Source organism: Acinetobacter sp. TAC-1 (genome assembly GCF_029025845.1).
In the GTDB taxonomy this organism is placed as follows: domain Bacteria; phylum Pseudomonadota; class Gammaproteobacteria; order Pseudomonadales; family Moraxellaceae; genus Acinetobacter; species Acinetobacter guillouiae.
Genome location: NZ_CP118893.1, coordinates 23983 through 49482 on the forward strand (window position 1 = coordinate 23983; position 25500 = coordinate 49482).

Here is a 25500-nt window from a genome sequence, read left to right on the forward strand (position 1 = left end):
ATGAGTGTCTATAGTTTACCAAGTTAAAACCTCCTGTTTTCTCAGCACACATCATGACTTATGGGATGCAAAACTACGTTGGGCGTGAAGTCATAAAAAAATTAATCAGGATTTTGCATAAATAGTGCGCCGTAAGGCGCATTATTTTTAAGGAAGGTTTGTATTACTCGACAATATATAACTTATGTTTTTTCTTCGGGGGCTCAACTTTAGCTAAAGCATCAAATGTTAATTGATTAAAATCTTCTTCAGAGATTCCAATTTCATCAAGCATTTTATTTTTATCAAAAGATGGTTGTGAGGCTAAAACAGAGATAATTTTGGGCAACATCAAACTCTCATCTCGATGAGTTTCTTCAGGTTCATTAATGTTGTAGCCCAACGAATTGATCTTTATAGAGTTACTACGATTAACCCAATCACTAACTAATCCCAGCTTGTGAGCTTTATAGTTAATAGCCTTCAGGGATGTTCGCCAAATCTTTTTATACTCAATCATATTTTCTAGTGAAAAATAGCGTGGAGCAGTAGAAAGAAATGCATCTGTTGGCATTAAAAATTCAGATGAAAATTGATCCGCTTCAGTTTCGAGAACACGATTATCTTTCTCGACACGAATTTTTTTGTTATGCGTATGCATAACGATATGACCAAGTTCGTGTGCACAATCGAAGCGGGCTCTTTCGGCAGACTTAAATGTATTTAGAAATATGAAAGGGCTACCACTTTCATCATCAAAAAAAGATAGTGCATCAATTTCTCGAATTTCAGTCGGTAATCTAAAGACACGGATTCCCTTTAGCTCACACAACGAAACAATGTTATTAATCGGTTGATTACCTAAAGCCCATAAACCTCTCAACTCTGACGCTAGGTGATCGGCATACTTAGATTCACCCAAAAACTCAGTAATATCTAAATCAGGACGGTGAAAAGTAGGTAACTTTACTTTCTGATTTAAGTACTTGTTAATATTTATTGCTAAAAGAGTATATGCCTCATTAGCTTTTCTATGCTGTGCTTTAATACGAGCAACCGATCTATAGAAGATTTGGTCTGTTTCATGTGGTTGTGTGTCATTACCTGCAAAGAATGACTTGGGTAAATTTAATACACGGCATATATCATCTTGATCATTTTCATTGATTTCTTTATCCACGTCTAAAAGTTGCTTTACCTTAGAGATAGAGCAACTCAATTTTTCTGCGAAATCGGTATTGCTAAGTCCTCGTAATTCTTTAGCAATACGTAAACGATCTTTATTAAACACATTAACCTCAGATTAAACTACAAGCTGAATATCAAAATCATCTGGTTTAATTTCATTAGATGGTTCCAATACTGGCTTAGGATCAGTTTTTACAGGAACTGTATTATCTATTTCAAATGCAATTCTGCAAGTATGGTCACTTGGTAAAATTGAAATTTTTTTCGCTTTTAAGTCCTGTACGAAGCTAGTTGGGTATGCAAATTCAAAAGGAATATTTGGGATATCAATGTCTTTATAGGCTGGATGTGATGCTGAAGGAAAGTATAAAATCCATGTTCTCAATTTTGTCTCATCATCATAAGCAGACTGATTCTCCTTAATATTATTTAATGTCATTAATCCTTTTTCACAGTGTGCTGATACAACTTGATCAGCTAACCCCAATGCAATATTCCCGCTCATAAAGATAATTTGTATTTTCTTTACTGTATTCTCAATTCTTGGCTGGCTGTCATTGTGGAATATCCAAGCAGGATCAGATTGTCGAAGCAGTAAAGCAATCTGTTCTCCAATTTTTCCCCATCGTGCAATAAAGCGTGCACGGTTATAGTGAGTATTTGTTCTATAGTCAGCATCACCGATCATAATTGCGTTTCTGACTAACTCGAGATCAGGTAATCCTAACTGTTTAGCTTTTTTGATAGCATTTTCACCTTTGAAAAAATCACATGGCGTGGGTTCAGAAGGTTGGATTGATTCTTCATCAAGGAGATTTAAATTCATCTTAAAAGTTATCCTAAAGTAGCGAATGTCTTTTTTATAACATCTTTTGATGTTTTAAAAAAGACATTTTTATAAATGTGTGCTATCTTCACTTACAACTTGATAATAAGAATTTTGGAGAAGAGACGTTGAGTAACTTATTCATTAATCATAAAAATTGTCCTGAATGCGGTGGCCGTATCAAAGGCTATTATTACTACTGTGGGCAGTGTGGTAGTCAAAATGTTGTAAACTGGAAGCACACGGGGATATTTTTGTTGATTGCTGGAAAGATTTTTCTGGTTGCTATGCTTTTTTTGCTAAAAAATTTTGTTCAAATCCATTTTTTTCACAAGTTTCATTGTGCTAATTTTTTAAATAATTCATAGAGGTTGATAGTAAAATGAAAGTTAAAGATTTAATTAAATAATTAGAAGAGTTTGATCTGGAATTAGATGTTTTAATTGCTAATGAAGAGAACAAAATCATTGGCATAAAAACCCTAGCCCGATTCTTTGAAATAAGCTATGTTTCTTTTGTTCATCCAGAGACACAAAGAAATGATATGGAAAGAAATGTTGAATTTACCTTTTTAGGAATGTCGACTAAAGACTCTAGAGTTATTGTTTTTATTGACGTTGTTCCATAATTTTCAAGTAGTCAAAATGAGTATACAATATTCATGTGATGCAAGAAGATACAACTGGATAGGATGGGCCCATAAGTATTTGAAGCTGCCTCGTGTATGATCATGGGGACTGTCCAAACAAACGGCTTTTGAGAGTGCTGCCTGATACGAAAAATAATATCCAAGAGATGCTAGCGGTAAATTTAGTGTAAAATTTAATGCTAGCCATCATTAAAACTTATTTAAAAATATGAAGTTATATCGCACAGATTGGAATATGTTTCCTAAAACGGTTATTGACCGTGGTCTTGGAGATGCAACCTCTCATTACATGTATGAAGCTGCTAAAGCAGGGGATGTTGAAAGTGCGTATATTTTAGCTAAAGATTTAGTTTCGGATGAGGCGATTGCTGAACTAGAAAGAATTATCGATGGTCGGGAAACTATTATAGTACCTGTACATGCTGAGGAAGCAGTCGGTCGTAATATGATTCCTTTAGCTACTTCAGCAGTTATAGCAAAGAAACTTGGGCTTGAAGTTGATACGAATATAGTTCAAGCTATAAAAGTATCAAGAACTGGCGGTGATGGGTGGCATAGATTAGCCAACCCACCAGCATTTGATGGGACAATAAACAATGATAAATGTGTTATTATTGTTGATGATACCCAGACCCAAGGTGGTACTTTTGCAGCATTAAAAGGTCATATTGAAACAACTGGGACGAATAAAGTTATTGGAGCATATGCACTGACGGGTAAACAATACTCATCACAATTAGCTCTAAGTAAAGAAACTCTTCAGCAATTGAGGGATGTATATGGTAATCTTGAAGCATGGTGGAAATCGATTTACGGGTACGATTTCGAAAGGCTCACAGAGTGGGAAGCAAAGTATATCCTCAACTCTCGTAAAACAGCTGACGAAGTCCGAGATAGAATCATTGCGTCAAAACAAACGTGATGCTTATGCACTTATGATGAAAATGAATTAATTATTATTTAATTAAGTTAAAAGACTGCTATATAGCGGTCTTTTTTGTTTTTGAGCTCTACAAATTTTAATGAGTACATATAGTTACTTTTATAAAAATGATAATAAAGGGTAGAGGAGGTCATCTAAGAATTTAAAGCACAAGACTTATTTAACATTGATGACAGAAAAAGTGAGTTGTTGGGAACTTAAAGAAGAGGTGGTACTTATAATGGTTACTAAAATACAAGTACTTAAAATATTAAATATATAAAACAATATATTACAAATATATATGATGCGTAGTGTACGCATCATATATATTTTCTTCTATTTTGATATAATGGATCTCGTCAATCCGCTGATAGGTTTCATTTAAATTTCATGAGTCTTACTGAAATTAAAGTTCGCCAAGCTCATTGCAAGGAAAAAACTTGTTTTTTATCCGATGAAGATGGACTTAGCCTGAAGATTGAGCCGACTGGAAGAAAATCTTGGTGCTATCGCTATACAGATCCACAAACAAAAAAACGTCGCCGCATTCAGTTGGGGCTTTATCCTGATTTATCGCTGAAAAAGGCACGACAAGTCAAAGATGACTTTAAAGACAATAATTATTGTTTTGAGCATGATACTGTCTCTAATGTCATCACCTTTCGTAAGGTAGGGGAGGAGTGGCTGCAGTTCAAACTGAAAAATGCATTTAATGATTCACCCCGCTGCGGTGTACTACAGTTAGCAGAAAGATGTTTACAGCAAGATATTTATCCAGACCTTCAGGATTTACCTTTTCAAAACATCAAGCGTTATGACCTGGTTTCAGTAATCAAAAAAATAGAGGGACGCCAAGTAAAAGAACCTGTCAAGAAAGCTTGTAGTTATTTGAACCAAATTTATGACTACGCTGTAGCGATGGGTTATTGTGAATTCAACATCGCGCATGGTTTAAATAAAATCGCCATTAACAGTAAAATCAAGAAGAATTATCCGTATTTGAAAGCGGAGGATATATCAGATTTTAAGAAAAATTTATTAAAATTGGATGCCCATCCGATTATTAAAAAAGCACTGCTGTTCAAATTACATACTGGCGTGCGAGGGGCTGAATTGTTATTGGCTGAGCCTCATCATTTTGATTTAAATGAAAAAATCTGGAAAATACCTGCCTTGCATATTAAACAGTTTCGACGAAAAGTCATATTAGGCCATGAGATTCCCGACTTCTTAGTTCCACTTTCAGATCAGGCTTTAGATATTTTAAAAGACGTCATGCAATGGTCATACGGTGAAAAGTACATTTTTGCTAGCCCACGGAAACATAATCAACCGATTCATTTTAATACATTAAATATGGCTATACGTAAGATGGGCTATGGAAAACATCAATTATCCTCTCATGGACTACGTTCCACTTTTAGTACCATTTTGAATGACTCAGGTTTGTTCCAGGATAACTGGATTGAGGCACAACTTTCACATATTGATAAGAACCGTACCCGTGCCAGCTATAATCACGCTGACTATTTAGCCCAGCGGACTGAAATGATGCAGTGGTGGGGTGATTATTTAAGTACTGCTAAGTGAAAATCGTACTTTTATACATAGACTTAAAACATTATGGGGTTTCAAATGGATAGTAAACAATATACTTGCCGTGTTACATGGTCAGCAGAATATAATGAGTATGTTGGGTTGTGTGCTGAGTTTCCATCATTGTCTTGGCTTGATGCGGATCAGTCTAAAGCATTCTCAGGAATAGAGGAGCTCGTTGCTGATGTTGTCGCTGATATGATTAGCAATAATGAAAAAGTTCCTACACCACTCTCCGGGAAAATATAGTAGGCAGTTTGTTGTCCTTGTTCTCAGTGGTTCAACAAAAACTAGCCCTCGAAGCCGCAGAACGTGGCGTGGACATAAATTGTTTAGTATCAGTAAAAAGAGCGATGTAATTTTAGTACGAGTGAGTGATAGAGCAGGAACCTATGCTTCATATATTCAGTAAATGGTATGTTTTTGAATTAATCGGTATTTTTAAATAAAGCTTTCTTTGATTTAGTGCTTTTTATTTAATAAATTAATTTTAAAAACAACTTAGGCTAATTGATAAACACTATCTGGAAAGATTAAAAGAAAATATTTTTTAATTTCTGCTAATTCATTTAAGGCTGGTTCCCTTTCAAGCAGTTGAAATGTCCAAATAAGTACAGCCTGATGATTATCATAGCAAGTATTTACTCCAAGAAAATTAGCCATTCCATAACTTCTATTGATGTTCATTTCTTTAATTAATTGATTTCCTAAGTCACGAGCTTGCTGGCTGATCAATAACTCATTTGGTAACACGGCGGTCATCTCCACAAAATAATCTAATGCAGGTTCAATCCTTATATTTAAAAAGTTATAATTTAGTTGAAATGGATAAAATATACTTTCTATAAGTTGTAATAACCTGCTGTAGGTTAATTTTAGCAAAGTATTACTCAGTCAACAACTTTAAATAACCCACAGCAAGTTATTTTTTGTAAATTAATTTAAATATGATTACTTGTAAGTTATCTAGCCTCATGGGCGATAGAAAAATTTTAAAATTAAGTGAAGTGGTGCATGCAACAGGTATCAATCGCAACACGCTCACAAGTATGTATTATGACCGTGCTGTACGTATTGAATTACCAGTCGCCGATAAGTTGTGTAAGTACTTTAACTGTACGATGAATGATTTGTTTGAGTTTAAGGAAGAAGTTGAAGAAAAAGATTAACTTAATACTTCGTTTGATAAGTTTTTCGAAGAAAAAGACTAGCCAATACTTAGTTTGATAAGTTTTTCTCTGCAGATCTAATATTGAATTTTATAAAATATCATTACAAACAGATACTAATTTCATTACTTCTAAAATGAAATCAATCGAATGGTAGAGTTTTTTTGCTATTTGCATTTTAAGGTGGGATTTTGAGGCCTTGTTGCGCAAACCTACCGATAAGGTCTTATACAGCAATAGCCTACACCTAAATTTATCGTACACCGAATTGGTCATCCTACAATCATGCTTTGATCAATCATGGTAATTTTACAATTTGGTTTGATACTAAGATTCAATGATATTCGCAGTCACAAGGAAAACATGGTCGAAATCAAACTTATTCTGACATAGCCATTCAGTGCTATCTCATGATTAAATCCTTATTTCGTCTTTCTGTATGCATGGTGACTGGCTTTGTCCAAAGCTTGATTAAACTTTGCGGATTAGATTGGACAGCTCTGGATTATTCAACCATTCGCAGAAGACAAAAGCATATTGATATTCAAATTAGCTATGAAAAGAGTTGCAATGGACTGCATCTACTCGTTGATTCCACGGATTTGAAGTTCTTAGGTGAAGGTGAATGGAAACGTAAAAAGCATTAGCCGAAATATCGTCGCCAATGGCGTAAACTTCATATTGGTATAGATACTAAAACCCTGCTAGGTAGAACACTATGGAAAAAATGGTCAGGCTATCATCGCCGAAGTTTGGTCGAAACAAAGATGCACTGCATCAAATTATTAGGCGATAAATTAATGGCAAGAAGCTTTCCTAGTCAGATGAGTGAAATTCATGCTCGCGTAGCAGTCCTCAACAGATTTATGGAATTAGGCCGACCTAATACCCGAGTTGTAACTTAAATTTGAGTTGCTTAGGAAAACTCAATCTTTAAAGGCTTTATGCAACAAAGAACTTCGAAATTGATTTATGGATTATGAGCACCCTAAGGGCTTATAATTCAAAATATTTTCAATTATGGGGTGGTGAATTTTGGATAAGGTGAAAGCAAAAAAAAATAGGGTAAGCGGATTAAATGGTTGATCTTACCTTTGCATGAGAGTGAGGCAAACCGGCATCTCATCGGATTATCTGGTTGGCACTCCAACCTACTGCTGATGCATGCTTCCCTCGCTAATTCCAGCAAGAACCCCACACGCCTTAACTTCCCGGTCATCGTTGCAACGCGCTCTTAGTGAAACGAGTTGTTTCTCAAGCGCCTGTAGAGCGGTTATCTGCGAGCGCACATGAGAGATGTGATCATCGAGCAAGGCATTGACAGCGGTACAGGACTGATGAGGGTCGTCCTGATAGCGCTTTAGTTCGTGAATTTCTGCCAGTGACAGATCCAGGATGCGGCAGCGACGAATAAAGGCCAGCCGCTCAACGTGTTTCTCGGTATAGACACGGTAACCGTTCTCCTGCCGACCAGGCGGCGGCAACAAGCCCTGCCGTTCGTAGAAGCGGATCGTCTGTGTATCTACCCCTACTGACTGTGCCAACTGACCAATACGCATCGGGTTCCTCCGCAACGGATTCTCTACGCTATTGACATTATAGCTACTATATAGTTTTAAATGAAAACCCGATCACATTCAAGTGGAGTCATATCATGAGTAAAAACTGCGGAGGCCCCTGTGGCGACCATGCAAGGCCTGCGTCGGATACCGATATGCAGGCCTCCTCCGATGCGTCGGGGGAATGGGTCAGTGTTTATGCCGTGCCGAAGATGGACTGTCCATCAGAAGAGCGCATGATTCGCCTGGCCCTGAACGGCGTTGAGGGGATTCGGGCACTGTCCTTCGACTTGTCGAACCGCCGGTTGAAGGTCGTGCATGACGGTGAGGTCGAGCCCGTCACCTCGAAACTGAAGACCTTGGGGCTAGGCGCCTCGCTTCAGGAAACCGTCGCTGCAAATCCGGAGACCATCAAGGCCGCCGAGTTTTCGGCAGCTTCTGCTAAGCAAGAATCCGGGACCCTGCGCTGGTTGCTCGGCATCAATGCACTTCTGTTCGTGGTGGAAATGACTGCCGGTCTGATCGCCCGGTCCACTGGCCTGATTGGAGAATCCCTGGACAATTTTGCCGATGCGGCGGTGTACGGGCTTGCCCTTTATGCGGTTGGACATAGCGTGAAAATGCAGGTACGTGCCGCGCATCTTGCTGGTGTACTGCAACTGATCTTGGCTGTGGGCGTACTCATAGAGGTGGTGAGACGCTTTGTATTCGGTAGTGAGCCTGAATCGCTGGTGATGATGGCTATCGCATTCGTCGCATTGATTGCCAATACCAGTTGTCTGCTGCTCATATCCAAACATCGGGAGGGCGGGGCGCACATGAAGGCAAGCTGGATATTCTCGGCCAACGACGTGGTGATCAACCTGGGGGTCATCACCGCCGGCGCTCTGGTCGCGTGGACCGGGTCCAATTATCCGGATCTGATTATCGGCACCATCGCGGGGGTAATTGTACTTAACGGTGCTAGACGCATTCTGGCGCTCAAGGATTAAGCAATGTCCATTTTTGGCAAACATCTGTCACCGTACGCTCTGTTGTCCATATCGGGCCTGCTGGCAGCGTCTGATCAGGCCATAAAATGGCTGGTGCAACAATCAATGGCATATGGCGAGTCTATTTCAGTGACCTCATTCTTTAACTGGGTACACGTATGGAATACCGGTGCCGCATTCAGTCTTTTTGCGAATGGTGGAGGCTGGCAGCGCTACTTTTTTATCGGAATCGCGGTAGTGGTCTCGATTTTTCTGATCAAGCTGATCCTTGAAAATCGTCATAAAGGAGAAGCCATCGCTTACAGTCTTATCCTCGGTGGCGCCATGGGCAACCTGATTGACCGGGTCTTTCGCGGCTATGTTGTGGATTCCTTTGATTTCTATTGGCGAGACTGGCATTGGCCGGCCTTCAACCTGGCTGATATTGCAATTGTCCTCGGTGCCTTACTTTTAGTTTCCAGCGGCTTTGTTGCACAAACCTATCTGTAAAGGCTTTTTCAGCGATATAATTTTCAAATGAAGAAGCCTACACACAAAATCTACCGCACAACCAATTGGCCCGCATATAACCGAGCACTCATTAATCGCGGAAATATTGCCCTTTGGTTTGATCCTGCTACGCAATGGTATGCTCCATCAAAAGGCAAACAAGGGCGAAATCAAACCTACTCCGACGCAGCCATCCAATGCTGCTTAATGATTAAATCCTTATTCCGTCTATCTTTACGTATGGTCACTGGCTTTGTGCAAAGTCTGATTAAACTTTGCGGATTAAATTGGACCGCACCAGATTACAGTACGCTTTGTAGAAGACAAAAGCATATTGATATTGCAATCAGCTACCAAAAAAGTAGCGATGGGCTGCATCTACTCGTAGACTCTACAGGGATGAAGTTTCTAGGTGAGGGCGAATGGAAACGCAAGAAACATGGAGCTGAATATCGTCGCCAATGGCGTAAACTACATATTGGTATAGATGCCAAAACCCTACAAATACGCGCTATTCAGCTCACAACCAATAATGTCTGTGATTCACAGGTGCTTGGTGATTTACTTAATCAGATTCCACAAGATGAGCAGATTGACTCTGTTTATACCGATGGAGCTTATGACACCAAGCAATGCCGTCAGGTCATTGCAGATCGGCAAGCACATGCGGTGATTCCACCTAGAAAAAATGCGAAACCATGGAAAGATACAAAGAGTAGCTCGCTAGAGCGAAATGAATTACTTCGAACAATTAAACGTTTAGGTAGGACACTATGGAAAAAATGGTCAGGCTATCATCGCCGAAGTTTGGTTGAGACTAAAATGCACTGCATCAAATTATTAAGAGATAAACTCAGTGCAAGGAGCTTTGATAGCCAAGTCAATGAGGTTCATGCACGTGTAGCAGTCCTCAACAGATTTACGGAATTAGGTCGACCACTTACCCAAGTTACGCCTTAAATTTGGCTCAATTAGGGGCGCTTTGCCTTTCAAATCTTTGTGCAACAAAGCCATTTGGAATATAAATAAGATTTAGTTAAAATTAACATTATTCATATAAATTAACATTATGTATTACATTTACTAATAATTTAAAATAATTAGTAGAAAAAAATTATGTTTTAATTATTTCTTTGATTATATAAGTTGAGAGTAAAAAATGATTAATACGGAATTTTCAAAGTGTATTTCTGCATGTACAAACTGTTCACTTATTTGTACTGAATGTGCAACTTCTTGTTTAAAAGAAAAAGATTTAGAGATGATGCGTGAATGTATTCAACGTTGTCTAGAATGTGCAGATATTTGTCAGTTATGTGTGCGTATGCAACAACATAACTCACCTTTCCTCAAAGAGATTTGTGAGCTTTGTGCTAAGATCTGTGAATATTGTGCGGAAGAGTGTGAAAAACATTCACATGATTATTGTAAAAAATGTGCTGAGGCTTGCCGTCAGTGTGCAGAAGAATGTCGAAAAATTGCCATGTAAAATACTTCAATAATGTTAATTATATGGCTCTAGACTAACATAATCATTCTACTAGTCTAGAGCCTTTCCTAAAATTAACATAATACACCTTATACGAAATTCTTATATTTTTTTCTTTATTTTTCAATGGTATAATACAATCTTTAAAGCCCCTTTTCTCCAATCGGGGCTTTTTTATGATTTATTACGTTCTCTAATCCCCCCATTTCTCTTAGGTCTCTTTTGTTAGCGCTGACTGGATATTGACGGTCATTTAATTCACAGCTTTAACCAAATCGAACTATATACATTTTCAAATTTCGTACTTGAGCGAAAGTAGGAAAGTGTTGCCTGGAGAGAATAAGAAATGGGTTCTACACGACTATTGACCAATATTATTCAGCGTAAAGTCATGTTGCCAGAAGAAATGTCACCTTCAATGCAGCGTGACAATTTTGAAGTGACACTGACTGATTTTGAAAAGCATCCAATCATCAAATGTTTATTTAAGGCGGATAACCAGCGTTCTACGGAATGTTGGAGCGTGCAAGAAATTGCAAACTTTATTGAGGATTGCACAGAAGATCAAAACATCAATTTATGCATTTTGTATTGGAAAGATATACACAGCAATATTTACATTATTGATGGAGCACATCGTCTTTCCTGTATCTATGCGTGGATCAATAGATATTTTGCGGATGAGCAAGTCCCTCAAGCACCTAATTTCAATGATCAACAAAAACAAGATATTCGTTACCTCCGCAATTATTTAGGAGATCTTGCTGATTTTCAAAAAATTTGTACTGATGCCGAATTTGCAGAAAAAAAAATCGAAATTAGGCGATATTAAAATCAGTTTCCGGCAGGTACTGGGGACTCCGGAAGATGCGCGACGGGTATTTCAATCTATTAACTCAGATACTAAACGTTTAGATAAATATGAGGAATATCACCTAAGAAATCGCGGTAGTGACGCGTATTATGCGATCTATGCCTGTTGTTATATCAATGACAATAAATCTAACCTAGAAGAGCTCCAATATACACGTTTAAATGAGTTGATTGAGTTAGGGGAGAGGATCCACCAGTTACTTTTTTCGACCATTTTATTAGACAATGAAATGAGTCATGGCAAAAAAATTGGCCTGGTCAATGAGCTGATGAATATCATTGCGGGTGATCAGATTCATAATATTATGAGTCTGAATCAGGGGGAGCGCGTTGAAAACCTAATGTCGCATCTGTTGACCATTCTTTGCAGAATAGCGACGCCTGTAAAAAATGCTGGGGTTCCGAGTTTGGGCTTACATCCATACTTATATTTTTATAAGGATCAGAGTTTTCAGATTACTTCTTTTCTTGCATGGTTTTCAATTGTGTATGAAATTCATGAAAGCCGCATGCAGATTCATCATCGAAAGATTAGTTTCAAGGACTTCACCCGGGTACGCCGTAGTATTGAGTTCTTGATCGCCAATTTCCCCGTGGCGACCACCGAAACGGTCGGCAAGTTCGGCAGTGGTATCAAGGGCTATGATCGGCTACAAATTGTCTATAAAGCCTTTATTTGCTTAAGCTTGGAAATGGAGGTTGATTTTGATGATGAGGAATGCCTGAATACCTTTATTCTGTCCATGTCTAAGGCCTTCAAGTACATAAACTTTAACGAGTTTTATGTCGAAAGATTTTTGGGTGGTTATGATGATGCAGTCGTCAAGCATGTGGTGGGATATGTGGAGTCGATTAGTCCAATTTCTCGGTCAAAGCCCAAGGCCTTTTCGGGGTCGTCTCAGGAAACGGAAAATATAGCACGCTAAGGATTTTCACTCCGACTTCTTTTAACGATATCCAACACGGTATTTTTGCTTAGATTGACCAGCCGACCGACTTGTCGATAAGAGTGTCCAGCAGACACCAACTCCAACACTTTAGGTGCCAGACGATCTGACTTGGTACGTTGACCAGGACGACGACCAAACACAACGCCCCGCGCTTGTGCCGCTGCTACACCAGAGCGCACACGTTCACGTAGTAAATCTCCCTCAAACTCTGCTAATGCAGACATCACAGAAGCCATGAGCTTTCCCTGAGATGTGGAAAGGTCAAACTGCAAACCTGTTTGTGCCACCAGAGATACCCCGAAATGCCCAAGATCTTGTAATGACTGTACGAGATCCACGGTGCTTCTGCCCCAGCGTGTCAATTCCGTCACCAAGATGGCATCGATTTCACGAGATTGCGCCATGGTCATCAAGTATTTTCTTTGCAATCTCTCATCCTTACTGCCTGATGCAGTTTCTTTCCAAACACCGACAACATCGTAGCCGCAACGATTGGCGTAGGCACGTAGGTCATATTCCTGTCGTTCGCAGGACTGATCGTTCGTTGATACTCGGCAATAAATGGCCGCATTCTGTCCCAATTGAACCTCCTTGCGAAATTGCAGCGCAAAGCTAAGCGTGGCGGTACAAAATAATGTACCTTTAATAGTTTAGTTTATTTGGGACTAATGAGCCATGCCGCGCCATTCTATTTTGTCGTCCACGGAATTGGGAAGCCTGTTCGAAATTCCAGATGATAGAGCTTTTATGCTTCAGCATTACACTCTGAGTGATTCTGATAAATCCATAGTCCATCAACATCGAGGGGCATCCAACAAGCTAGGCTTTGCAATTCAACTTTGCTACATGCGTTACCCTGGAGTGATATTGGGTATTAACGACGAACCATTCAAACCCTTACTTTTCATGATGGCTGCTCAACTTAGTATATCAGTGGACTGCTGGAATGATTATGGTCAGCGCGAGCAAACAAGACGAGAACATATTGCCGAATTGAAAAAAGTTTTTGGGTTCAAACTATTCACCTTGAGTGACTATCGGCAATCGGTCAATATGATGGTGGATTTGTCCCTTCAGACAGATAAAGGTCTTATTTTAGCCACAACTCTCGTTGAAAATTTACGACAAAAATCAGTCCTTTTGCCAGCTATAAATGCAATTGATAGTATTTGCGCAGAAGCAATCACATCTGCCAACCGCATAATTTATACTGCTTTGACGAGCTCACTTTCAGAAACTCATCGTCAAAATATAGATGCTTTGCTGAACCGTAAAGAGGGCAGCAAACTGACAATATTGGGGTGGCTTAGACAGTCACCAGCTAAACCAAACTCAAAGTACATGCTTGAGCACATTGAGCGGCTGAAGTGCTTACAAGCCATCGATCTACCTGAAGACATTGGAAAACACGTTCATCAAAATCGCTTACTGAAAATTGCTCGCGAAGGTGGGCAAATGACTCCTGCTGATTTGGCCAGATTTGAATCTCAACGTCGATATGCCACTTTGGTAGCAATCGTTGTGGAGAGTATGGCCACGATCACCGACGAAATTATTGACCTGCATGATCGCATTATTGGAAAGCTATTTGCTATCGCAAAAAATAAACACCAGCAACAATTTCAATCATCAGGTAAAGCGATCAACGACAAAGTGCGTTTGTATGGGCTTATCGGGAAAGCCTTGCTAGATGCCAAGCAAAATGGCAGTGATCCGTTTGCCGCCATCGAAACTGTTATTTCATGGGATGCTTTTGCAGCAAGTATTACTGAGGCAGAAAAACTGGCGCAACCCGAAGACTTTGATTTTTTACCACGAATTGGCGAGAGCTATGCAACTTTACGCCGTTACGCGCCAGAACTTCTTGCCATACTTAAATTGCGTGCTGCCCCAGCAGCAAAAGATATGCTTGCCGCTGTAGAGTTGCTCCGCAGCATGAATGTTGATAATACACGAAAAATCCCCTCTAATGCTCCAATAGCGTTTATCAAAAAACGGTGGGCAAGACTAGTCTTTACCGATGATGGTATTGATCGCCGCTATTACGAAATATGTGTGTTATCTGAACTTAAAAACTCGCTACGGGCTGGGGATCTCTGGGTACAAGGCTCTCGCCAATTCAAAGACTTCGATGAGTATTTAGTGACTGCTGATAAATTTAATCAGCTAAAACAGTCCAATGAGTTACCTCTAACCATTACTACTGATTGTGATCTATATTTGCAAAGTCGCCTTTCACTATTGGAGCAGAAATTAGCAATCATTAATCGCATGGCAGCGACCAACGATTTGCCTGATGCGATGATCAATCAATCTGGTCTAAAAATAACACCTCTCGATGCCGTGGCTCCTGATACAGCCCAAACTTTAATTGACCAAACAGCAATGCTGTTACCACATATCAAGATCACCGAATTATTAATGGAGGTCGATGAATGGACAGGCTTTACTCGACACTTCACTCATTTGAAAACGGATGACACTGCGAAGGATAAAGCGTTATTGCTCACGACCATACTGGCTGATGCAATTAATTTAGGGCTGACGAAAATGGCCGAATCATGTCCTGGTACAACTTATGCCAAACTCTCATGGCTACAGGCTTGGCATATCCGTGATGAAACTTATTCAACGGCATTGGCCGAATTGGTGAATGCTCAATTGAAACAACCTTTCGCTGAAAACTGGGGAGATGGCACTACCTCCTCATCAGATGGCCAACGCTTCCGCGCAGGTGGCAGAGCTGAAAGTACAGGACATATCAATCCAAAATATGGCGCAGAGCCTGGAAGGTTATTTTATACACACATTTCTGATCAATACGCACCATTTAGCAGTAAGCTGATCAATGTGGGCGTTCGTGATTCAACCTATGTTCTTGATGGGCTGCTGTATCACGAGTCTGATTTACGCATCGAGGAACACTACACCGATACGGCTGGATTCACCGACCATGTTTTTGCACTCATGCACATGCTAGGGTTTCGATTTGCACCACGAATTCGTGATCTGGGCGATACGAAACTCTATATTCCAAAGTCAGACATAGACTATGCCGCACTTAAACCCATGATTGGCGGCACACTGAATATCAAACAGATTCGTACTCATTGGGACGATATTTTGCGTCTGGCCGCATCAATCAAGCAAGGGACTGTCACAGCGTCGCTAATGCTACGTAAACTCGGTAGTTATCCACGACAGAATGGTTTGGCATTGGCATTACGAGAGCTGGGGCGTATTGAGCGCACACTGTTTATCTTGGATTGGTTGCAAAGCGTAGAACTACGCCGTCGGGTTCAAGCTGGATTAAATAAAGGTGAAGCCCGTAATGCATTAGCGCGCGCCGTTTTCTTTTATCGATTGGGTGAGATTCGAGATCGAAGCTTTGAGCAACAGCGTTATCGAGCCAGTGGCTTGAATCTAGTGACCGCCGCCATTGTATTGTGGAACACGGTTTATTTAGAGAGAGCGACTAACGCCCTACGAGGGCATGGTCGCACAGTCGATGATACCTTGCTGCAATATCTGTCACCGCTGGGGTGGGAGCACATCAATTTAACTGGGGATTATCTATGGCGAAGCAAAGCCAAGATAGGTGGTGGAAAATTTAGGCCATTGCGCGCAATTGAAAAACCTTAGCGTGCTATATTTTCCGTTTCCTGAGACGACCCCTACAAGGGCCGTAAGCCGTCACTGACTCCTGAACAAGTGGCTCTGCTGCATCAACGTCTTGAATCTGGCGACTACAAAACCAAGCGAGCATTGGCGAAGGAGTTTGGGATTTCTGCGCCAACGCTGTATCGGTATCAGTAGTAGTTCCAGCTATTTGATATTATTTGTCTATCTATTGAAAATTTTTCTGAGTAAAACAGGGTCGGCATCCTGAACTGAGCTTGCTCCAATTTTATTTGCTGCTAACCGTAAACAGGAATCGACCGATACAAACCAACTTGCCATCAAGTAGTAACTGAACCGATACTGTCGTAATGCGCCGACCCGCACGAACAATACTGGGGACTGCCTGTAACGTACCTATAAATGCTGGCCGCAGGTAATCAAAGGTCATCGTGGAGCATAAGGGCAGCTCATTATCACCACGCTGACGGGCAAGATAGGCGGCGGCGGCCACTTCACCAAAACTCGCGAGAATGCCGCCATGAAACGTGCCAATCATCGGGTTGCCGATATGCGAATCACGAAAGTCCATAAAGTACTGTATTTCTCCATGTTGCATTTCCTCACGAAAACCTAGAAAATCGACAAAAGGCTCGTCACACAATTTTAGTGGGGGTGTTTCCGCGCTCATCTGATTTACTATACTCATATCACTCGCCTCGCGCTTCATTGCTGTCAAAAGAGGGTCCCATCGTGCCGATTGCGAAAGAACCAGTGACAGTAGCCAGTAGCTCACCACTGTCTTCTGCAACCGCTCGGCCCGTGATAAAGGCCACCGTATCGGTTCTACCAATGCAATCCACTATCGCCTTTAAACCTACCGCAGAGGGAATACGTCGCAAAAAATCGACACGCAAATCAATAGTGGCAATCGGCTCTAACGACCGCAATGACGAAAAAATAGATAAGCCGCAAGTCGTATCCAGCAGCGTCACCAAAGCCCCTCGATGCAGTGAGCCTTTACGGTCAGAGAGTTGCTCAGAGAAGGGCATCGTCATCTCGGCATGACCATCGCTCACTGCACCAACACTAATATTGAACATATTGAATAAAGGGTGATTAGTACCAAAAAACGCCTTAGCCATGGTCAGGTGTGCCGTGTTATTACTGTCCATTTTTGAACTCCCGCCATTGCTGGCTGATTTTATTGCGAAAAAATTAGCGGCACGTCTCAAAGTGCAAGGGCGGCATCTGTATAATTACGTTCGGCCTGCATCACCGCCACAATGGCCTCTTCAATGGCGGCATATGGAAAGTTTGTGCTTTCCGAGGCAGACTTCAAACACATGGCTAATGCCGTCCATGCTTTTTCGCAAGCCCTCATTAACAGGGGCAGTCGATATTGCTGTACACTTGCGTCATAGTGAACCGCTTCATCAAGGAATTCAGCGTACATTTTGCGGAAGCCGCCGCCACCTGTGCCACGCTTTTCAATAATTTGGTAGGCAAATCGGGTCGTCCAGTGCCAATCGCCTGTGGCTCCCCAACGACTCAGTTCGGCCAGCCATGTTTCCAGTGCCGATATGCCACTCACAGCTAATGACTTGGCGTTGTCATGGATGACACCGGTAATCATCTCGGGGGTAATTTCGCCTTGAAACGCGGTGGGCGTGAACATATTGCCATAGTGAATAAATGGGGGCTGTGTAGAAAAACGTGCGCGGGTCAGTGCCTCTCGCGTCACCGACAAAACACTCGGACGCTCGGTATCGGTGACAAATACCGCACCTGTCTCTGGATTTCTCGACCAAGCGGCTATGGCGTGACCGGGAAAGTGCGTGCTGCTGTTGAAGTAAGGTAAATAAAAAATATCCGTCAGCAACAGGGTGGGGTGACCCGCATCCAAACATTTCTCCAGCGCGGTGGCTGCCGATTCGGGTGACTCGAAGGTTTGCCACTCAAAGGGTATACCGATACTTTCAAATACGCGCGCTTCAAACCCCAAAGACCGCACATGCACTAAAAATGGCACAGGGGCGTCAGCCATTTCCAAATAGGTCACGCCAAGCCCTGAGCCTAATCCAAAGCACATGGCCTCGGAAATATTCAGCCCATTAAACTCGAGCAAATCACGAATTGCGGAGCTGCCACAATGCCTCCCGATGGCGTGCGTGATACGGGATGGAGTCTTATAGTTGGTCACAGGTTTTTTGCCTCTTCGTGAAAATCTGGATTAAGGATGCCTCTTGTCATCATCTGCCATATCGCATCCGCGATCTGTTCAAGATTGTACTTACCATTTTCTTTATACCAAGTGGCAGCCCAGTTTATTGCTCCTAGCCCAATCAGTCTTAACAGATCTGCATCCACATCGTTTCGGATACAACCATAAGACTGCAGATCATCAAGAATTGTCTGCCAATATCGCTCGTATCTGTCTCTCTCAGCAATAATCTGCTCACGTGCGACTCCATGTACCGAGCGCCACTCAAACAACAACACATAAACCATATCGTCACCCGACATAAGGATATCGACATGTGTCTGCAGTGCCGATTGCATTTTTTTGAGTGGATCTTGAATCGCGGAAGTCGCCTCAACAATCCTGTAAATAGTTCTCTCAATAGCAAGCCGCATCATATCAACCAAAATATCGTCTTTACTACGATAGCGGTAATGCAGACTGCCTGGAAGAATACCACAAGCACTGGCAATTTCTCGCACACTGGTACGCTCAAAACCCTTTTCTCGAAACAGCTTGGCAGAAGCGGCTAATACTCTCTCGCGGTCAGCAACTTCGACTCGCGTAGATTCACTACTCAACATAGTTTGACTCATAACATTATATCAATAAGACAGGTTACTCGACTTGGTCAAGTCGAGTCGAGTCTTTCACGGTCTCTCCTGATCTATACAGCTTTTGCAATGGGGACATTAAAAACAATTCGTGACGCTTCCATAGGGTCTTGATGCTTATCATATTCAGCCAGCCAAGAATTAACCTTTTCTGGGATTTCGGTGTCGCTAGGATGGAAACCTGGCTTAAACCAGTCCAGATAGCGTGGAATAAGTCTGGTAATCAGGCCACGTGGTCCATAGAGGCGATAAAATCCCTTAGCAAGCACCAATGGCTGACCTTGTAGTTTGTCAATTTTCAACATATGCCAAAGAACTGAGCCAACCACCGCATGTACCAGTAGCGTTCCGATAATCAAAGCAGATGCGCGGGTGAAATACCCCCCACCTGCCGCTGTTTCGTAAACATCAAAGGCTACTGTTTTGTGTTCGACTTCTTCTACCCCATGCCACATGAACATGGCACGCATTGCGGGATGAGCATTCTTGAACATCTCACCCTCACCCTCCATAGCACCCTCGCCTAGTACAGCAGTAATATGTTCAAAGGCAGCTGTCATGGCCAACAGATACTTGGCGGGCAGGTGTTTTTGGGAGAGCCGAATAAATAATTTGAATCTTGCGATGACCTTTTCGACATGAATGCCTTGCGACTGCATCACCGCATTATACTGGTCATGCACAATGCCATGTTGCGCTTCTTGGCGAAAAAAGTTTTTGATATCTTCTCTCAGTTTAGGATCTGTGACCAGATCCTGATAGTTACGCACCGACTGAATAAAAAAACGCTCTCCATCGGGGAAGTGAATAGAAAGTGCATCAAAGAAGCGTGTTAACACCGGGTCACCGTCGTTCCAAAAAACTGGAACATCACTTAAATCAAACCGCGGCTTACGTGGCTGGATATTGATCATATGAGTCATGGCGAGAGTTTCCTTGTAAAGGCATCGAATGTCTGTAAACCTGCTATCACATTTGACCTTGAGCAATATTTTTCACCTTGGTCAGGCACAGCAAATATCACACAAGAATTCAACGGGTATTGGTCAAATGACCAAATGCATATTTTGAATATATATTGGTCGATTGACCAAATGTCAAGCCTGTCCTCAAAATTTGATAGAATGAGTTAACAACGCAGCAGGTGAGCCAGATCATCTTTGACATCGAATATAGCTACCAGACCTTTTGGCAGAGGTGTTTTTTTAATGTTAGTTTTTTTACATTAGAGTGTGTTGACGTTTGAAAATATTGATTGCAAATTGGAGGCAGACTCAGAGAATTAAAGCTCTCCCCATCCGAGTCCACCATGCCACGCTTTATGCTGAACGACCAACATTGAGCAAAGATTTCTCCTATGCTCAAGCAACAGGACATTGATCACAAACCAAATTTACGGCTCACCGTAGAAGCCATGCTCTACAGAATGTGGGTGAAATGTCCATGGCTAGACCTACCTCCTGACTGAGTTTGGTCAGCAGCCTAATCTCTACAAAAGATACAACGACTGGTCAGCAAAAGGTTTTTTCCAAAGCATACTCAGGGTTTTATCTACTGACTCTGATATAGAGTAGGGGTTATGGATAGCAATTACGTCAAGGCACATCAACATAATGCACGTGCTGCAACTCACGATCAGGAGGCGATTGGCTTAAGTCGAGGTAGCAAGACAAGTAAGATCCATCTTGCCGTAGATGGGTATGGATTACCCATCGTGTTTGCGATCACGGGTGGTGAATTACACAAAGCCAAAGCTGCACCTGACTTGCTCTCACAGGTATCTATCGATGCCATTCTGATTAACATCTGAATCAGCGTAATGCAAATCTAGCCTGATGTAGTTTTAAGCTACCCCATCAACGCCTGTACCGCAATCGACTCATCCGCCAACCGCAGTGGATCGACCGCCGTACCAGCCGTGATCAGCTTTTTGCTTAGCATAAACTCCTGCGGACGATTCACACAATCCGCCGCAATCAGGCGACCCGCCTGCAAATAAAACGCTGCAAAGCTACGCCTTTGCTGCACATCACCCCGAATCACGATCTGATCATACCCCTGACTGAGTCCCGCAATCTGCAACTTTAGATCATACTGATCTGACCAAAACCAAGGCAAACTCTTCGAGGTCCGCTGTAAGCCACACAAGGTCGCCGAGGCAATTTTGGCCTGTTCATTGGCGTTTGGTACCGACTCCAAGCGCATCCGCCGCTGATAAATCGGATTAAACGCATTGGCACAATCCCCGATGGCCACAATCTCTGGCGCACTGGTACGGCAATACTCATCAATCACAATACCATTGTCCACCTGCAAGCCCGCGTCCAGCGCCAACTCGATATTCGGTACAACCCCGACCCCGATGATCACCAGATCTGCATCGAACATCGAACCATCGGCACACAGCACCGCTTGCGCCCGCCCCTCACCCGTGATCGCCGTGACCGACACACCGGTATGAATCGTCACACCCTGTTCGCGATGAATCCGCGTATAAAAGTCCGACACTTCCGGTGCAGTTACCCGCTGCAAAATCCGCTCGGCGGCTTCCAAGACCACCACCTGCATGCCCTGCTCGGTCAATGCGGCGGCTGTTTCAAGACCGATATAGCCACCACCGATCACCACTGCTTTGCCGTTGGGTTGTACAAATGGCTGGATAGCCTGTACATCGCTGATATTTCTAAGATAATGCACACCTGCCAAATCAGACCCAGCCAGCGACACCGTCCTGACTCGTGCACCGGTACACAGCGCCAACTGGTCATACGCAAGCGTACTGCCATCTTGTAGTGTCACGCTGCGCGCTGCCCGATCAATCGCAACCACCCGCCCGTGCCGAAATTCGATCTGATTTTTTTGATAAAAAGCGGCTGGCCGAATCAATAACTCATCGACCAGTTGTGCACCGCATAAAAAGGTCTTGGACAACGGCGGTCGATGATACGGCAAATACGGCTCATCGCCGATCACCACAATCTCGCCCTGCCAGCCATCTGGCCGCAGACTTGCCGCCAACTGCGCCGCAGCATGACTTGCGCCAATGATGACGATTGTTTGCATATGAATTCACTCAGTTCATGGTTGATGCACAGCATCAATTGTTGCCGACGACAGTTGCAAAATGCCTCTGTCGCCTATTTTGATACCTACGCTTTGGCAGTCAGTTTGACCATCATCTTGGCATAGCCGCGCACAAAGTTAGACTGCACCAACTCTGGCTCACCCAATACCTCAATATTGTCGAAGCGAAGCAATAACTCCTCCCACAGAATCCGCAACTGCATCTCGGCCAAGCGATTGCCCATACAGCGATGCACACCAAAGCCAAATGACAAATGATTGCGTGCACCTTTACGATCAATCAAAAACGCATCTGGCTGTTCAATCACCCGCTCGTCACGATTGCCCGAGGCATACCACATTAAGATCTTGTCGCCCTTACGGATGGTTTGGCCGTGCATCTCGATGTCTTGCTTGGCGATGCGACGCATATACGCCAGTGGGGTCTGCCAGCGAATGATCTCGGACACCATATTTGGAATCAGGCTCGGTTGGTTTTTCAGTTTGACAAACTGCTCAGGAAACAGGTTCAGCGCATATACCCCGCCGGTCATGGAGTTCCGCGTGGTGTCATTCCCACCGACAATCAGCAAGGCCAAATTGCCCAAAAACTCCATCGGACGGTGAATCAAATCCTTGGTATCGTCATTGCTCAGCATTAAGCTAATCAAATCAAATCCCATCGGCTCACCTGCCGCTTGCTGAGCCGCCTTGGCATGCCACAGCGCGGCAAACTGCTTGGCCATATCAGCGGCGGCATTAAAAAGCACATCGTTGTCGCTAATCTCACCGCCCGTGGCTTCTGCGCTGCCCGCCAACGTATCAGACCAGTACACCAGCTTGTGCCGCTGTTCATACGGAAAATCTAACAAGGTCGCCAGCATGCGTGCGGTGATTTCTTTGGACACCCGCTCCACCCAATCAAACGGCGTATCGAGCGGCAAATCATCCAAAATCTCTTGTACCCGACTGCGGATCAGCCCTTCCATTTCTTTTAAATTTTTCGGTGCGACCACACCTTGTACCGCTTGACGCTGCACATCGTGCTTAGGCGGATCCATTGCAATAAACATTTCCACATCCAGTCCGGCGGGCGGCTTGCCAATCACAATCACCGGTTCCGCCGAAAACAGCTCGTGGGATTTGTCCACGAACACAATATCGTCATAACGGGTAATCGACCAAAATGCACCGAATGGACTGCTTTTTTGGTAATGAACAGGACGCTCGTCGCGTAGCCGCTTAAAGTATGACTGCCATTGATGCTGTCGATATAAAAACGGATTGCTCATATCGATGTCTTCGAGCTTGAGCGTGGCAACATCGGGGATTGGCTTTTCTACAAAATCAGGGAACGGTTGCGCCTGTGTCACCCGTTGCTTGACCTTTTGGAACACCTGCATGCCTTTCACTTGTAAATGCATGGGTATCGGCAGCAGGGCTGAAATTTGGTTTAGTGTGGCTTGCATGTTTTTCATGATTCATTCCTCAATGATGATGCTTAACAGCTGTTGAAATCTGCCGTCACTACATTTGAAACTCAGGCAAATGCACCACCATGCCATCCATTGCATCGGACAATTGAATCTGGCACGCCAAACGAGACGACGCCGTACCTTCTGGTACCATCTCTAGCATGCGCGCCTCTTCGTCATTGGGCTGTCCTGTCGCCGCCAGCCAAGCACCGTCAACGATCACATGACAGGTTCCACAAGCACATTCGCCACCGCAATCTCCATCAATGCCGGATACGCCGTGATCGATAGCCAGTTGCATCAGCGACTTGCCCGCTTCGATGTCAAGTACGGTGGCGGTACCGTCATACTCGATCAATGTAATTTGACCCATTATTACTACTCCTGTGTGGTATACGGTTGCTGGTGACGCCGATGAAAATAGCCATCCCTCTTTACTCATAATAGACATGTATCCATACTGCTTACAGGTCTCTTGTTGACAATATAGGGTCATTAAAAGACGATTATGGCGCTGTAGCCCCATCGTCGATTGCATTTTTCTAGTCGATGTTCTTTCATACTGGTCTGTTATTGAGGTGTTTGAGCCATGTTGCATCCAAGTCTGCTGACTGGTCTCGCCAGTACAAGTGAATCTGCTAATATCCCCTGTAGCTATACCCGTCTGATTGGCCGAGAGCTGGACTTGCAGGCGCGTGACCTACCTAAACTATTAAAATTCACCACGCTGACCGCTGAACAACTGATGCGTGACGACACGATGATCACGGCCAGCCAACAGATTCAAATCTTACAAAATAGCTTGGAGTTGTCCGCATCCGATCAGTTTGGCTTGCGTTTAGGGCAGCGGCTCACGCCGTCAACACATGGCTCGATGGGCTTTTTAATCAATAGCAGCCCGAACTTATTGGCCGTGTTACAAGCGTTTCAAACTTTTTTGCCGACCCGTATGAGTTTGATTAGGCTCGAAACACACACCAATGCTGAGTGGACGACCTGCTTGATTTTCTTTGAGCAGACCTTGAGTCATGCAGTACATCGGCTACTGTCCGAAACTGTTGCGGTGATTTTTTCGGAATGTGCCGAATTTATTGTTGGACGACCGCTGACCGAGGCGGTGATTCAGTTTAGCCATCCCGCCCCCGATCATCATGCCTGTTACGCGGATTATCTTGCCGGTACCTATCAGTTTGATCAGCCACAACTGTCGATCCGAGTGCCGACCGAGTTGTGCTTGATTGCCAATGCATCCGCGCAGCACGATAGCTATCTGCTGGCGATGCAACAATGCGAAATGATCCTCAACCGGCTCAAGACCCAACAACACAGCACCACCTACCAAGTGCAAAAAGCCATGCTGTCCTATCCGCTCGGGCAACTGAGTGAAGAGGATCTGGCTGCAGCCTTGTTTATGAATAAGCGTACGCTGGCCAGACGTCTGGTCAAAGAGAACACGAGTTACCGGCTGATTCGAGATCGGATTTTATCTGAGAAAGCCAGTAGTTATTTACATGACCCTCAAATATCGGTCGAGGCAATTGCCAGCTTACTGAATTACCACGACTCTGCTAATTTTCGGCGCGCGTTTAAACGCTGGTTTGGTGTATCACCAAGTGCTTATCGGCGAAAAATCACCCATCGGCAAGAAGAAAATGACCTGAGAGAATGAGGTTGTTCGTATGATTGTTAATACGTTGAAACATCAATACGCCCTAGAAAAATACCTTAAAACGCTATGTCAGAGATGGCAATCATATGGCAGCCCTCCACTTCCAATCCGATAACCTCAACTCAACCCAACGCT

Annotated in this window: 24 protein-coding genes and 3 pseudogenes; 14 read left to right on the forward strand and 13 right to left on the reverse strand. The window is 43.1% G+C overall.

The window, feature by feature from the left end:
- Window positions 1–163 precede the first annotated feature (163 nt).
- Both PYV58_RS22425 and PYV58_RS22430 read right to left on the reverse strand, forming a co-directional pair.
- Window positions 164–1270, reverse strand: a complete 1107-nt coding sequence (locus PYV58_RS22425; RefSeq protein ID WP_000482094.1) for an ImmA/IrrE family metallo-endopeptidase — start codon at window positions 1268–1270, stop codon at window positions 164–166.
- Window positions 1271–1282: 12 nt separating this feature from the next.
- Entirely contained in the window at window positions 1283–1993 is a 711-nt protein-coding gene (locus PYV58_RS22430) for a hypothetical protein (RefSeq protein ID WP_001052588.1), read from the reverse strand.
- An 857-nt stretch (window positions 1994–2850) separates the two neighbouring features.
- Here PYV58_RS22430 and PYV58_RS22435 point away from each other — a divergent pair.
- The 3 genes from PYV58_RS22435 (at window position 2851) to PYV58_RS22445 (ending at window position 5412) form a co-directional block, all read left to right on the forward strand.
- Window positions 2851–3564, forward strand: a complete 714-nt coding sequence (locus PYV58_RS22435) for a hypothetical protein (RefSeq protein WP_001986287.1) — start codon at window positions 2851–2853, stop codon at window positions 3562–3564.
- A gap of 393 nt (window positions 3565–3957) precedes the next feature.
- Window positions 3958–5157 carry an integrase arm-type DNA-binding domain-containing protein gene (locus PYV58_RS22440; protein ID WP_000059658.1) on the forward strand — a complete coding sequence of 400 codons (1200 nt, stop codon included), beginning with the start codon at window positions 3958–3960 and terminating at the stop codon, window positions 5155–5157.
- Window positions 5158–5190: 33 nt separating this feature from the next.
- Window positions 5191–5412: a hypothetical protein gene (locus tag PYV58_RS22445; RefSeq protein WP_001986288.1), complete on the forward strand. Its 222-nt coding sequence runs from the start codon at window positions 5191–5193 to the stop codon at window positions 5410–5412.
- Window positions 5413–5664: 252 nt separating this feature from the next.
- Here the strand turns inward: PYV58_RS22445 and PYV58_RS22450 are convergent, their stop codons facing one another.
- Entirely contained in the window at window positions 5665–5916 is a 252-nt protein-coding gene (locus PYV58_RS22450) for a hypothetical protein (protein ID WP_004658363.1), read from the reverse strand.
- Window positions 5917–6110: 194 nt separating this feature from the next.
- Between PYV58_RS22450 and PYV58_RS22455 the strand changes: the two genes are divergently transcribed.
- Both PYV58_RS22455 and PYV58_RS22460 read left to right on the forward strand, forming a co-directional pair.
- On the forward strand, window positions 6111–6332 hold the full coding sequence (locus tag PYV58_RS22455; protein ID WP_004658364.1) for a helix-turn-helix transcriptional regulator: 222 nt from the start codon (window positions 6111–6113) through the stop codon (window positions 6330–6332).
- Window positions 6333–6583: 251 nt separating this feature from the next.
- Window positions 6584–7237 (forward strand): annotated as a pseudogene (locus PYV58_RS22460) (IS5 family transposase).
- Window positions 7238–7483: 246 nt separating this feature from the next.
- Here the strand turns inward: PYV58_RS22460 and cadR are convergent.
- Window positions 7484–7891 (reverse strand): Cd(II)/Pb(II)-responsive transcriptional regulator, encoded by a 408-nt coding sequence (gene cadR / locus PYV58_RS22465; RefSeq protein WP_001219642.1) that lies wholly within the window; start codon window positions 7889–7891, stop codon window positions 7484–7486.
- A gap of 95 nt (window positions 7892–7986) precedes the next feature.
- On the opposite strand from cadR, the gene PYV58_RS22470 reads away from it, so the two are divergent.
- From PYV58_RS22470 to PYV58_RS22865, 5 genes and pseudogenes are all read left to right on the forward strand, one after another.
- Window positions 7987–8883, forward strand: a complete 897-nt coding sequence (locus PYV58_RS22470) for a cation transporter (RefSeq protein WP_009392494.1) — start codon at window positions 7987–7989, stop codon at window positions 8881–8883.
- Between the two features lie 60 nt (window positions 8884–8943).
- Window positions 8944–9372: a signal peptidase II gene (gene lspA / locus PYV58_RS22475; protein WP_227549024.1), complete on the forward strand. Its 429-nt coding sequence runs from the start codon at window positions 8944–8946 to the stop codon at window positions 9370–9372.
- 27 nt (window positions 9373–9399) lie between these two features.
- The gene (locus PYV58_RS22480; RefSeq protein ID WP_000743262.1) at window positions 9400–10332 is read left to right on the forward strand and encodes an IS5 family transposase; all 933 of its coding nucleotides are present in this window, start codon (window positions 9400–9402) and stop codon (window positions 10330–10332) included.
- A gap of 199 nt (window positions 10333–10531) precedes the next feature.
- A complete protein-coding gene (locus PYV58_RS22485; protein WP_004827037.1) occupies window positions 10532–10861 on the forward strand; it encodes a four-helix bundle copper-binding protein in 330 nt (109 codons plus the stop codon).
- A gap of 346 nt (window positions 10862–11207) precedes the next feature.
- Window positions 11208–12624 (forward strand): annotated as a pseudogene (locus PYV58_RS22865) (HNH endonuclease); the annotation flags it as partial.
- A 32-nt stretch (window positions 12625–12656) separates the two neighbouring features.
- Here PYV58_RS22865 and PYV58_RS22500 read toward each other — a convergent pair.
- Window positions 12657–13265, reverse strand: coding sequence for a recombinase family protein (locus PYV58_RS22500; RefSeq protein ID WP_004726718.1), 609 nt, complete (start codon window positions 13263–13265; stop codon window positions 12657–12659).
- Between the two features lie 94 nt (window positions 13266–13359).
- On the opposite strand from PYV58_RS22500, the gene PYV58_RS22505 reads away from it, so the two are divergent.
- Window positions 13360–16326: a Tn3-like element ISAcsp1 family transposase gene (locus PYV58_RS22505; RefSeq protein WP_004726714.1), complete on the forward strand. Its 2967-nt coding sequence runs from the start codon at window positions 13360–13362 to the stop codon at window positions 16324–16326.
- Between the two features lie 33 nt (window positions 16327–16359).
- Window positions 16360–16500 (forward strand): annotated as a pseudogene (locus PYV58_RS22510) (helix-turn-helix domain-containing protein); the annotation flags it as partial.
- Window positions 16501–16591: 91 nt separating this feature from the next.
- Here PYV58_RS22510 and PYV58_RS22515 read toward each other — a convergent pair.
- From PYV58_RS22515 to PYV58_RS22535, 5 genes are all read right to left on the reverse strand, one after another.
- Window positions 16592–17011, reverse strand: a complete 420-nt coding sequence (locus PYV58_RS22515) for a PaaI family thioesterase (RefSeq protein WP_000029507.1) — start codon at window positions 17009–17011, stop codon at window positions 16592–16594.
- 1 nt (window position 17012) lies between these two features.
- Complete coding sequence (locus PYV58_RS22520) at window positions 17013–17477, reverse strand: PaaI family thioesterase (RefSeq protein WP_000378064.1); 465 nt, start codon at window positions 17475–17477, stop codon at window positions 17013–17015.
- Between the two features lie 56 nt (window positions 17478–17533).
- On the reverse strand, window positions 17534–18505 hold the full coding sequence (locus tag PYV58_RS22525; protein ID WP_000186299.1) for a BtrH N-terminal domain-containing protein: 972 nt from the start codon (window positions 18503–18505) through the stop codon (window positions 17534–17536).
- Window positions 18502–19128, reverse strand: a complete 627-nt coding sequence (locus tag PYV58_RS22530) for a TetR/AcrR family transcriptional regulator (RefSeq protein ID WP_000952904.1) — start codon at window positions 19126–19128, stop codon at window positions 18502–18504. Before PYV58_RS22530 ends, PYV58_RS22525 begins: the two co-directional genes overlap by 4 nt.
- An 83-nt stretch (window positions 19129–19211) precedes the next feature.
- On the reverse strand, window positions 19212–20081 hold the full coding sequence (locus PYV58_RS22535; RefSeq protein WP_000149466.1) for a metal-dependent hydrolase: 870 nt from the start codon (window positions 20079–20081) through the stop codon (window positions 19212–19214).
- 656 nt (window positions 20082–20737) lie between these two features.
- Between PYV58_RS22535 and PYV58_RS22540 the strand changes: the two genes are divergently transcribed.
- Window positions 20738–20968: an IS5 family transposase gene (locus tag PYV58_RS22540; protein WP_004656998.1), complete on the forward strand. Its 231-nt coding sequence runs from the start codon at window positions 20738–20740 to the stop codon at window positions 20966–20968.
- Between the two features lie 38 nt (window positions 20969–21006).
- Here the strand turns inward: PYV58_RS22540 and PYV58_RS22545 are convergent, their stop codons facing one another.
- From PYV58_RS22545 to PYV58_RS22555, 3 genes are all read right to left on the reverse strand, one after another.
- On the reverse strand, window positions 21007–22221 hold the full coding sequence (locus tag PYV58_RS22545; RefSeq protein ID WP_001193555.1) for an FAD-dependent oxidoreductase: 1215 nt from the start codon (window positions 22219–22221) through the stop codon (window positions 21007–21009).
- An 86-nt stretch (window positions 22222–22307) separates the two neighbouring features.
- Entirely contained in the window at window positions 22308–23699 is a 1392-nt protein-coding gene (locus PYV58_RS22550) for a cytochrome P450 (RefSeq protein WP_004658516.1), read from the reverse strand.
- Window positions 23700–23748: 49 nt separating this feature from the next.
- Window positions 23749–24069 (reverse strand): 2Fe-2S iron-sulfur cluster-binding protein, encoded by a 321-nt coding sequence (locus tag PYV58_RS22555; RefSeq protein ID WP_004658513.1) that lies wholly within the window; start codon window positions 24067–24069, stop codon window positions 23749–23751.
- Between the two features lie 216 nt (window positions 24070–24285).
- On the opposite strand from PYV58_RS22555, the gene PYV58_RS22560 reads away from it, so the two are divergent.
- Window positions 24286–25365 (forward strand): AraC family transcriptional regulator, encoded by a 1080-nt coding sequence (locus PYV58_RS22560; protein ID WP_004658508.1) that lies wholly within the window; start codon window positions 24286–24288, stop codon window positions 25363–25365.
- Window positions 25366–25500 lie beyond the last annotated feature (135 nt).

What these genes read in the sequence shown, in the direction of transcription:
- PYV58_RS22550 (WP_004658516.1), bottom strand. Translation starts at nt 23,699, where the DNA reads ATGAAAAACATGCAAGCCACACTAAACCAAATTTCAGCCCTGCTGCCG.
- PYV58_RS22530 (WP_000952904.1), bottom strand. Translation starts at nt 19,128, where the DNA reads ATGTTGAGTAGTGAATCTACGCGAGTCGAAGTTGCTGACCGCGAGAGA.
- PYV58_RS22515 (WP_000029507.1), bottom strand. Translation starts at nt 17,011, where the DNA reads ATGAGTATAGTAAATCAGATGAGCGCGGAAACACCCCCACTAAAATTG.
- PYV58_RS22435 (WP_001986287.1), top strand. Translation starts at nt 2,851, where the DNA reads ATGAAGTTATATCGCACAGATTGGAATATGTTTCCTAAAACGGTTATT.
- PYV58_RS22555 (WP_004658513.1), bottom strand. Translation starts at nt 24,069, where the DNA reads ATGGGTCAAATTACATTGATCGAGTATGACGGTACCGCCACCGTACTT.
- PYV58_RS22520 (WP_000378064.1), bottom strand. Translation starts at nt 17,477, where the DNA reads ATGGACAGTAATAACACGGCACACCTGACCATGGCTAAGGCGTTTTTT.
- PYV58_RS22485 (WP_004827037.1), top strand. Translation starts at nt 10,532, where the DNA reads ATGATTAATACGGAATTTTCAAAGTGTATTTCTGCATGTACAAACTGT.
- PYV58_RS22430 (WP_001052588.1), bottom strand. Translation starts at nt 1,993, where the DNA reads ATGAATTTAAATCTCCTTGATGAAGAATCAATCCAACCTTCTGAACCC.
- PYV58_RS22540 (WP_004656998.1), top strand. Translation starts at nt 20,738, where the DNA reads ATGGATAGCAATTACGTCAAGGCACATCAACATAATGCACGTGCTGCA.
- PYV58_RS22440 (WP_000059658.1), top strand. Translation starts at nt 3,958, where the DNA reads ATGAGTCTTACTGAAATTAAAGTTCGCCAAGCTCATTGCAAGGAAAAA.
- PYV58_RS22470 (WP_009392494.1), top strand. Translation starts at nt 7,987, where the DNA reads ATGAGTAAAAACTGCGGAGGCCCCTGTGGCGACCATGCAAGGCCTGCG.
- PYV58_RS22505 (WP_004726714.1), top strand. Translation starts at nt 13,360, where the DNA reads ATGCCGCGCCATTCTATTTTGTCGTCCACGGAATTGGGAAGCCTGTTC.
- PYV58_RS22480 (WP_000743262.1), top strand. Translation starts at nt 9,400, where the DNA reads ATGAAGAAGCCTACACACAAAATCTACCGCACAACCAATTGGCCCGCA.
- PYV58_RS22445 (WP_001986288.1), top strand. Translation starts at nt 5,191, where the DNA reads ATGGGGTTTCAAATGGATAGTAAACAATATACTTGCCGTGTTACATGG.
- PYV58_RS22560 (WP_004658508.1), top strand. Translation starts at nt 24,286, where the DNA reads ATGTTGCATCCAAGTCTGCTGACTGGTCTCGCCAGTACAAGTGAATCT.
- PYV58_RS22535 (WP_000149466.1), bottom strand. Translation starts at nt 20,081, where the DNA reads ATGACTCATATGATCAATATCCAGCCACGTAAGCCGCGGTTTGATTTA.
- PYV58_RS22545 (WP_001193555.1), bottom strand. Translation starts at nt 22,221, where the DNA reads ATGCAAACAATCGTCATCATTGGCGCAAGTCATGCTGCGGCGCAGTTG.
- cadR (WP_001219642.1), bottom strand. Translation starts at nt 7,891, where the DNA reads ATGCGTATTGGTCAGTTGGCACAGTCAGTAGGGGTAGATACACAGACG.
- PYV58_RS22455 (WP_004658364.1), top strand. Translation starts at nt 6,111, where the DNA reads ATGATTACTTGTAAGTTATCTAGCCTCATGGGCGATAGAAAAATTTTA.